Origin of the sequence: Pseudomonas sp. BF-RE-21 (assembly GCF_019947305.1) — a bacterium.
Lineage (GTDB): Bacteria > Pseudomonadota > Gammaproteobacteria > Pseudomonadales > Pseudomonadaceae > Aquipseudomonas > Aquipseudomonas migulae.
The window spans coordinates 55,003-63,797 of sequence record NZ_JAGYGF010000033.1 but is presented as its reverse complement, the minus strand read 5'-3'; the positions used below and the strand labels follow the sequence as shown (position 1 = coordinate 63,797).

General features: G+C 63.8%; 7 protein-coding genes. All 7 read left to right on the top strand.

Annotated elements, in window-relative coordinates:
- Positions 1 to 166: 166 nt before the first annotated feature.
- Complete coding sequence (locus KGB25_RS20025; protein WP_192229260.1) at positions 167 to 1,222, top strand: ABC transporter substrate-binding protein; 1,056 nt, start codon at positions 167 to 169, stop codon at positions 1,220 to 1,222.
- A gap of 15 nt (positions 1,223 to 1,237) precedes the next feature.
- Positions 1,238 to 1,969, top strand: a complete 732-nt coding sequence (locus KGB25_RS20020) for a class II aldolase/adducin family protein (RefSeq protein WP_192229261.1) — start codon at positions 1,238 to 1,240, stop codon at positions 1,967 to 1,969.
- A 140-nt stretch (positions 1,970 to 2,109) separates the two neighbouring features.
- Positions 2,110 to 3,309: an LLM class flavin-dependent oxidoreductase gene (locus KGB25_RS20015; RefSeq protein WP_223436386.1), complete on the top strand. Its 1,200-nt coding sequence runs from the start codon at positions 2,110 to 2,112 to the stop codon at positions 3,307 to 3,309.
- A 10-nt stretch (positions 3,310 to 3,319) separates the two neighbouring features.
- Positions 3,320 to 4,888, top strand: coding sequence for an ABC transporter substrate-binding protein (locus tag KGB25_RS20010; protein ID WP_192229263.1), 1,569 nt, complete (start codon positions 3,320 to 3,322; stop codon positions 4,886 to 4,888).
- Entirely contained in the window at positions 4,881 to 5,942 is a 1,062-nt protein-coding gene (locus KGB25_RS20005; protein WP_223436384.1) for an ABC transporter permease, read from the top strand. Before KGB25_RS20010 ends, KGB25_RS20005 begins: the two co-directional genes overlap by 8 nt.
- Positions 5,943 to 5,952: 10 nt before the next feature.
- Entirely contained in the window at positions 5,953 to 6,798 is an 846-nt protein-coding gene (locus KGB25_RS20000; protein WP_192229264.1) for an ABC transporter permease, read from the top strand.
- Positions 6,795 to 8,600 (top strand): dipeptide ABC transporter ATP-binding protein, encoded by a 1,806-nt coding sequence (locus KGB25_RS19995; protein ID WP_223436382.1) that lies wholly within the window; start codon positions 6,795 to 6,797, stop codon positions 8,598 to 8,600. The genes KGB25_RS20000 and KGB25_RS19995 overlap by 4 nt, the downstream gene beginning before the upstream one ends.
- The last annotated feature ends 195 nt before the right edge of the window (positions 8,601 to 8,795 follow it).

Sequence of the window (8,795 nt, the reverse complement as noted above, 5' to 3'; positions counted from 1 at the left end):
GCCTGCCAGCAGCAGTCGCCGCGCAATGCTGCTGGCAGGCCAGCAATCAGTGTCGGTTGTTTGCTCGGTGCCAGGCGCAAAGCCCCGTAAACCGGGCGTTTCAGCTCTTGGCACGGGCGCTGCAATAGCTCCGGCAACAGACACTTGCCCAACCACGGAGCTGCCCATGACGCTTGCTGCCAAACAATCCCGACCCGCTGCCCCGGCTGAACTGGAGCAGATCTGGTTCACCCGTTGCCCGGTGCCGACCGCTTCCGGCATCGCCTACAAACTCGGTTGGCTCAGCGAAGAATTCGCCGCTGACGGCCTGCCGGTGTCGACCTTGCAGGAGGCCCGGCAACTGGGGCATCACCACTACGATCACGAGTTGCCGGGCCTGTTTCGTGAAGGCGGCAACGTACCGGCCCTGGCGGCACGCGCCGCTGGTGCGCCGAGTCGCCTGATCGGCCTGACCTGGATCGAAGAGTGGCAAACCATCCTGGTTCGCCCGGACTCCGGCATTCGTCGTCCGCAAGACCTCAAAGGCAAGCGTCTGGCGCTGCCGGCCTGGGGTGAAACCCGCCCCGGCAGCATCGCTCGGGCCATGAGCCTGCACGGCTACAAAGGCGCGTTGAGTCTGGCGGGGCTGGGCTTCGATGACGTCGAACTGGTGGAAGTGGCGCTGCAAAACCAGGAGCAGGCGGCGAATCCTCAGGAAGGTTTACAGCGCCTCTGGTCGGGCCTCGATTACCTGGTGCGCGGTGAAGTCGACGCGGTGTACGTCAAAGGCGCGTCCGCCGCTGATGCCGCGCGGCGTCTCGGGCTGGTGGTGGGCATTGATCTCGACCTGATCGCCGAGCCGCGCTATCGCATCAACAATGGCACGCCGCGCCCGATCACGGTCCACCAGAGCCTGCTGGACAACCATTTCGACCTGGTCGTGCGCTTCCTCGCGCAAACCCTCAGCGCCGCCGATTGGGCAGCGAACAATCGTGAGGCGTTGAACGCGATTCTCGAAGAAGAAACCCGCGCCGGCAGTGCCGGTGTCGCCGAAGCCTATCGCGGTGAATTCCACACCACGCTGGCGCCGGACCTGTCGGCACAGCGTCTGGAATTTCTCGATACCCAGAAAGATTTCCTTTACCTGCACGGCTTCCTCGAACGCGATTTTTCCATCGCCGACTGGGTCGATCCGCGCCCGTTGCAAGCCGCCCATGAACTGTTGGCCAAGCGCCGCGCCTGACTCTGGAGAATTGCCATGACCGTCCTCATCAACGAACAACTGATCAGCGAAGAACTGAAGAACTTCATCGACAAGGTGCTGGTCGAGGCTGAAGAAGCCTTCACCGTGTTCCGTGAAACCAACACCATTACCGCCAACGGCACCGTTGGTTTCATCGAGCGCGTACCGGGCCAGGAGCTGCTGGTGTCGGTGAACTACGGTGGCCCGTGGAATTACCGCAAGCCGCTGCAAGCCACGGTCACCGACTTCGAAGGCAAGGTGATCTTCGGCAAAGGCAAGGGTGGGTTGGGGCGTTACACCAAACTGTTCCAGCAACATGCCGATGTGACCACCGTGTCCCATGTGCACTCGCCATACCTCGGCGCCTGGGCGCAAACCCACCGCACGCTGCCGTTCCACTACGTGCCGGTGCAGCGTTATCAGCTCGCCCGGGAGTTGCCGGTGTACATCGACCGTCGTCAGCCGGAAGTCGATTTCATCCTCGACAAGATTGCCGAAAACCCCTTCAACCTGGCGATTCTCGAAGCCAACGGCGGCTCCACCGTGTGGGGCAAACAGGGCCTGCGCGCCACCGCCGAATTCATCCTGTTGCTGGAGGAGGGCGCGCAACTGCAATTGCTCGCCGACGCCCTCGGCGGCTCCCGTGCCTATGGCCCTGGCGTGCTGACCCAGCAATGGAAAATGAGCGGCCTGTACGACAAAGCCACCGAGCTGGGCCTGGTGCCCGCGATCGACCGTCGCAGCTAACAATCTCCAGGCCACCACCATCCCCTGTAGGAGCCGGCTTGCTGGCGATAGGGCCCGAAAGATCGACGCAAGGTTCAAGGGCCTCATCGCCAGCAAGCCGGCTCCTACAAAGGTGCATTGCCCCTACAAGGAACACACCCATGGCTGTAAAAATTCTCTGGTACCTCACCACCCCCGACGGGCCTTATCCGTGGGAACCCGAAGGCCGCTGGACAACCGATTTCGAACATCTGAAACAACTTGCCGTGGCCAGCGACCGTCTTGGTTACTACGGTTCGCTGCTGGGCTCCAGCCCCAACGAAAGCCTCGCTGTCTCGGCCGCGCTGATCGACGCCACGAAACGCCTGCGCTTCCTGGTCGCGCAACACCCCGGTGAACTGTCGCCAGCCGTGTTGGCCAAGTGGGCGCTGACCTTCGATCAATTCTCCAACGGCCGCCTGCTGTTCAACGTGGTCAACGGCAATGACGCCGGCCTGGCCACCCTCGGCGTGCATTACCCCCACGACGAACGTTATGACTTCAGCCTCGAATACTGGCGTGCGTTCCAGAGCTTCTACGCCGGGGACACCTCGGGGTTCGACGGCCAGTACGTCAAGCTCGCCCCCCGTTCACCGGCTGCCGCGAGTCATCCGTTGGGTGGCTGGCATCCGCCGAAGCAAAAGCCTGGCATTCCACTGTGGGGCGCGGGCACGTCGGGGCCGGGTGTCGCGCACTCGGTGCAACTGCTCGACGTGTACCTGAGCTTCGCCAACACCCCGCCGAAACTCGGTGAGAAATTCCGCAAGGTCGCAGCAGAAGCCGCGAAAATCGGCCGTGAGCTGACCTTCGGCACGCGCCTGCAAATCATCGTTCGCGAAACCGAGGAAGAGGCCTGGGCCCACGCTGAAAAACTCTTGCAACGTACCTCGTTGCAAACCGCGCGCACGGCCATCGAACGTCAATTGCCGCCCGGCGAAACCCTGGAGACCTTCCACAGCGACGATCCGCAGATCCAGCGCAACGTCGAGGCCATTCGCGCCGGCCGTTTACCCAAGGCCCGGGACCTGGAGATCTACCCGAACGTCTGGCTCGGCCCGAGCCTGTTCGGCTTCAACATCCTCGGCCCGGCAGCCGGCACTTACCTGGTGGGCAGCGCCGAGCAGGTCGCCGAGCGTATTCGAGAATACGAAGCGCAGGGCACATCGGCATTCATTCTGTCCGGTTTCCCGCTGATCGATGAAGCGCACCGGGTGGCGGATCTGCTGTTCCCGTTGCTCGATCTGGATCACGGTTTCGACGTGCCGAAACTGGGTGTCAGCACACCGGCACCACGGCGTGTAGCAGTGACCGAGCGAGTCTGAGGAGACAGCGATGAACGAATTTTCCCGTCGCCGGTTTCTCGGCAATGGCCTGGCGGTCAGTGGCGGCCTGTTGCTCGGCAGCAGCCTGCTCAGCGGATGCGACAGCGGGGCGCAGGTCAGCGGTGCGGCCGCATTGTCCAGCACTCCGGTGCGCGGCGGTCGCTTGCGGGTCGGCATCATCGATGGTGATCAGTCGGGCAACCTCGACGCGCACAAACCGGTGGGCGGCGGGATCATTCGCGGCTGGGCGCTGTACAGCAAGTTCTGGGAATGGAACACCGACGTCAGCACGCGCCTGGCCCTGGCCGAGTTTGCCGAACCCAACGCCGACGCCAGTGCGTGGACCATTCGCATCAAACCGGGCCTGGAGTTCCATCACGGCAAGAGCATCGGCGCCGATGACATGCTGTTCTCGATCCTGCGCCTGACCGATCCGAAACTGGCGTCGCCATTTGCCGGTCTGGTGGGCGCGATCGACCGCAACGCGTTGCGCAAACTGGATGCGCGCACCATCGAAATCCGCTTCAAGGAAGGCCAGAGCTTTTACCCGCTGGATGAAACCCTGATCAGTTTCGGCGGCATCGTCCCCACCGATTACGACCCCGTCAGCAACCCGGTCGGCGCCGGCCCCTACAAGCTCAAGAGTTTCATTCCCGGCCAGCGCTCGCTTTATCAGCGCTTTGAGAATTACTACAAGCCCGGCCAACCCTATGCCGATGAACTGGAGATCATCGAGTTCAAGGACCAGGTGTCCCGCGCCGCCGCCCTGCGCGCCGGGCAGATTGACGTGGCCAGCGGCGTGCAAGCCGAACACAGCGCACTGCTCAAGGCCGACTCGCGGCTGAGGTTGTACGCCTCGCCGAGTACCTCGTTCACCGGGTTCAATCTGAATCTGGCGAAGCAACCGTTTCAGGATCAGCGGGTGCGTCAGGCGTTCCGCCTGTTGGCCGACCGTCGCGAGTTGGTGGACCGCGGCCTCAACGGTTTCGGGCGCATCGCCAACGACCTGTATTCGCCCCACGACCCCACCTACAACCACAGCATTGCCCAGCGTCCCTACGACCTGGAACAGGCGCGTTCGCTGTTGCGCCAGGCCGGGCAGACCGACTTGCGGGTGGAGCTGACCACCACGCCGGGGCCGGGTGTCAACGCGGCGCTGGTGTTTGCGCAACAGGCGAAAAAGGCCGGGGTCGAGATCAAGGTCACCCAGGTCGATGGCTCGGTGTTCAACGGTCCACAACGGGAAAACTGGCTGCTGTCGCCGGGCTCCACACCGGCCCGGGGTTTTCTCGCGTCGGCGCTGCACAACGATGCGCCACAGGCCATCTACAACCGCAGCAACTTCCACGATGAACGCTTCAGCGCGCTGTACCGCCAGGCGCTGGCGCAACCCGACCTTGAGCAACGCAAAGTGCTGGTGCACGAAGCGCAAGGCATTCAACACGAACGCGGTGGCTTGTTGATCTGGGGCTTCAACGATGTGCTGGACGCAGCATCGGTGCGGGTCGGCGGTTTGCAGCCTGAACAGACCACATTTGCCTCTTGGCGTTTTGATGAGTTGTGGGTGAACCATGCCTGAGCCTTCTTGCAAAGAACCCCGCACGCCAGCCTGGCTGTCGTGGTTTATCGGGCGCCTGGCTTACGGATTGCTGACGGCGTGGGTCATCAGCCTGGTGGTGTTCATTGCCACGCAGGCGCTGCCCTCGGACCCGGCCCGGGTGATTCTCGGCCCCGACGCGCCGCTGGAAAGCATCCTCACCTTGCAACGCCAGTTGGGTCTGGACCGGCCGATTCTCGAACAGTACCTGCGCTGGCTCGGGCACGCCCTGAGCGGCGAACTCGGTGTGTCGCTCGACTCCAACGCGCCGGTCGGCAGCATTCTGTTCGGCCGTTTCGGCTACACCCTGGCGCTGCTCGCCGGGGTCATTGCGGTGGTGGTGCCGGCGGCGTTGATGCTCGGCGTTTCCCTGGCGTTGCGCCGTGACAGTCGGCTGGATCGCTGGAGCCTGTCGCTGCTGATCTTCCTTAAAGCCACGCCGGGGTTTCTGTTGGCCATCGGTCTGGTGCTGCTGTTTTCCATGCCGCACATGGACCTGCTGCCGGCGGTGTCGATCCTCGATCCGGACAAGTCGTTGCTGCGCCAATTGCAGTTCCTGGTGTTGCCGGTGCTGGCCCTGAGCCTGTCGGCATTGCCGTACCTGACGCGCATGGTGCGGGCATCGATGATCGAGGCGCTGGAGTCCGATTACGTGATCGCTGCGCGCCTGCGCGGCATTCCCGAGTGGCGCATCGTCTGGCGCCACACGCTGCCCAACGCACTGATCCCGGCGATTCAAGGCGTGGCGTTGACGCTGAGAACGCTGATCGGCGGCGCGCTGTTGGCCGAGGTGATTTTCAGTTACCCCGGCATCGGCACTTCGCTGAATTCGGCGATCCAGATGCGCGATTTGCCGATGGTCCAGGCCATCGTGCTGGTGATCACCCTCGGCGTGGTGTTGATCAACCTGCTCGCCGATCTGCTGACCGTGCTGCTTACGCCAAAACTGCGCACCGCCCGCCGCGTGACCATGATTCAGCGTAACCGCCGGGGCATTCAGCCGTGGTGGCGACGTTCCCCATCCAAGGCGCCTTGAGAGGTAAAACATGACTGACTCCCGACGTTCGCGCTGGCAGGTATGGCTGGCAGAACCGCAAACCCGCAAGGGCGCGCTGATCACTGCGCTGGTGGTGACACTGGCGTTGTCTGGCCCGTGGCTGGCGCCGCACAGCCCGACGGAAATGCTTGGTTCGGTGTACGGCGCCCCGGTTGGCGCGGCATTACTGGGCTATGACTTTCTCGGGCACGACGTGGTGTCGCGCTTGCTCAGTGGCGGCCTCTCGGTGTTGTGGATGTCGGTGGCGGCGGCCTCGATTGCGCTGTTGACCGGTAGCACCCTGGGTTTGCTGGCGGGATTTTCCCGGCGCCGGCTCGACCAGTTGATTACCTGGCTGGCGGACGTGTCGCTGGCCTTTCCCGACCTGATTCTGGTGCTGTTGATCGTCTCCATGCTCGGCCGCGCGCCGTGGTTGATCGTGTTGACCGTGGCCATCGCCTTCACGCCCGGGGTGATCCGCCTGGCCCGTGGCAGTGCGGTGGCGGTGGCGGGGCAGGAGTTCGTCGAGGCCGCGCAGATGATGGGCTACTCGCGGCGGCGGATTCTGTTCAGGGAGATCCTGCCGAACATCCTCACGCCGCTGCTGGTGCATTTCGGCAACATGCTGACCTGGGGCGTCGGCATGCTCTCGGGCCTGAGTTTTCTCGGCTACGGCGTGGCACCGCCGACCGCCGATTGGGGGCTGATGATCAATGAAAACCAGGCCGGTTTGCTGGTGCAGCCGTGGGCGGTGCTGGCCCCGGCGATCCTGATCGGCATTTTCGCCTATGGCACCAATATCCTCGCTGAAGGCATCGGCCGCAGCAGTTCACGGATCGGAGAAAAGCAGCCATGAATGCGATTGCCGGGATCGAGTCCCGTCCGCCGGTGACCACTGCCGGGGTGTTGCAGGTGCGGGATCTGCGGGTCGAGTTGGCGGGACAGATTGACGTGCTGTCCGGGGTTTCGTTCAGCCTTGAGGCGGGCGAGATTCTGGGGTTGGTCGGCGAGTCCGGCTCCGGCAAGACGACCCTGGCCACCGCGTTGCTCGCCCATGCCCGACGCGGGGCGCGGATTGTCGGCGGGCAGGTCGAGGTGTCCGGCCATTCGCTGCTGACCCTGGAGGGCGAAGCGTTGCGCCGGGCCCGTGGCAGCCTGATCGGCTACGTCGCGCAGGACCCGGCGACGGCGCTGAATCCGGCGCTGCGCATCGGCAGTCTGCTGCGCGAAACCCTCGGTGCGCATCAGATTGAACTGGATCGTGCGGCGCAACAGCAGCGCATCGTCGATACCTTGCGTGATGTTGGCTTGCCAGATGATGCAGCGTTTTTGCGGCGCTTCCCCCATCAGCTCTCCGGTGGGCAGCAGCAACGGGTGATGCTGGCGCTGGCGTTTGTCCTGCGTCCGCAGTTGATCGTCCTCGATGAACCGACCACGGCGCTGGACGTCACCACTCAGGCGCACATCCTCGCGACCTTGCGCCGCTTGTGCAAAAGCCTCGGCGTGGCGGCGGTGTATGTGTCCCACGACCTTGCGGTGATCAAGGACCTGGTCGACCGGGTGATGGTGATGTATGCCGGGCGCATTGTTGAAGTCGCTGACCGTGAAGCGTTGTTCACGCGGCCGGCTCATCCGTACACCCGAGGCCTGCTGGCGGCGATTCCCGATGTGGCGCAGCGCCGCGATTTGCAGGCGATCCCGGGGCATGCCCCGGCACCGGGGCAGCGACCGCACGGCTGTGCTTTCGCGCCTCGGTGTTCGCGTCGCGCCGCCGAGTGTTCGCAGGCTGAGCCGGCCTTGCACGACCTGTCTTCAGCGCAGCGAGTGGCGTGTCTCGATCCGCATCTTCAGGCCTTGCAGCTAGTTGCCCAGGCGCCGGTGTCGGCTGTCGATGTGCCGGTGGAGCGGGCGCCGTTGCTGGAGATCAAAGACTTGAACGTGGCCTACGATCGACAGGTGTTGTTCGACGTTTCTCTGCGGGTAGCGGCCGGTGAATGCCTGGCGCTGGTGGGCGAATCCGGTTCAGGCAAGACCAGCCTGGCCAGGGCCATCGCCGGGCTCGGGGAAAACGCCGAGGGCAACTTGCATTATGCGGGTGTGCCGCTGAACTTGTCGGCCCGCCGGCGTGACGGGCGGCAACGGCATCAGATTCAGTACATTTTTCAGAATCCGTACCGGGCGCTGAACCCGCGACAGACCGTTTACCAGACCCTGAGTGCGCCGCTGGAACACTTCTTCGGCATCAAGGGCAACGTTGCGCGCCAGCGCGTGGATGCGGTGCTCAAGCGGGTGTCGCTGCCGGCGTCGGTGGCCGATCTGTATCCGCACAGCCTGTCCGGCGGCGAGCGCCAGCGCGTGGCCATTGCCCGGGCGCTGGTGTGTGAGCCGAAACTGCTGATCTGCGATGAAATTACCTCGGCGCTGGACGTGTCGGTGCAGGCTTCGATCCTGGCGCTGTTGCGGCAATTGCAACTCGAAGGGCTGACCCTGCTGTTCGTCACCCACGACCTCGGCGTGGTTCGCGCGATTGCCGACCGGGTGTTGGTGTTGAAGCTGGGAAGGGTGGTGGAGCAGGGGGCGGTTGATGATGTGCTGGATCAGCCGCAGGCGGCGTATACGCGTACGTTGCTGGAGAATTCGCCGACGTTGGGCGCATAGTCTGCTCACCGGCGATTTGATGGCGAACGTTACGCAGCCATCGCTGGCAAGCCAGCTCCTACAGGGTTATGGGGTGTATGCCGAAATGCGGCTTGGCACAAACCTGTAGGAGCCGGCTTGCCGGCGATGGCGGTCAAACAGACACATTCAGAACTGAACTTTGACAACGACCATCCCACCTGCGCACTAGCCTTG

What these genes read in the sequence shown, in the direction of transcription:
- KGB25_RS20025 (WP_192229260.1), top strand. Translation starts at nt 167, where the DNA reads ATGACGCTTGCTGCCAAACAATCCCGACCCGCTGCCCCGGCTGAACTG.
- KGB25_RS20020 (WP_192229261.1), top strand. Translation starts at nt 1,238, where the DNA reads ATGACCGTCCTCATCAACGAACAACTGATCAGCGAAGAACTGAAGAAC.
- KGB25_RS20015 (WP_223436386.1), top strand. Translation starts at nt 2,110, where the DNA reads ATGGCTGTAAAAATTCTCTGGTACCTCACCACCCCCGACGGGCCTTAT.
- KGB25_RS20010 (WP_192229263.1), top strand. Translation starts at nt 3,320, where the DNA reads ATGAACGAATTTTCCCGTCGCCGGTTTCTCGGCAATGGCCTGGCGGTC.
- KGB25_RS20005 (WP_223436384.1), top strand. Translation starts at nt 4,881, where the DNA reads ATGCCTGAGCCTTCTTGCAAAGAACCCCGCACGCCAGCCTGGCTGTCG.
- KGB25_RS20000 (WP_192229264.1), top strand. Translation starts at nt 5,953, where the DNA reads ATGACTGACTCCCGACGTTCGCGCTGGCAGGTATGGCTGGCAGAACCG.
- KGB25_RS19995 (WP_223436382.1), top strand. Translation starts at nt 6,795, where the DNA reads ATGAATGCGATTGCCGGGATCGAGTCCCGTCCGCCGGTGACCACTGCC.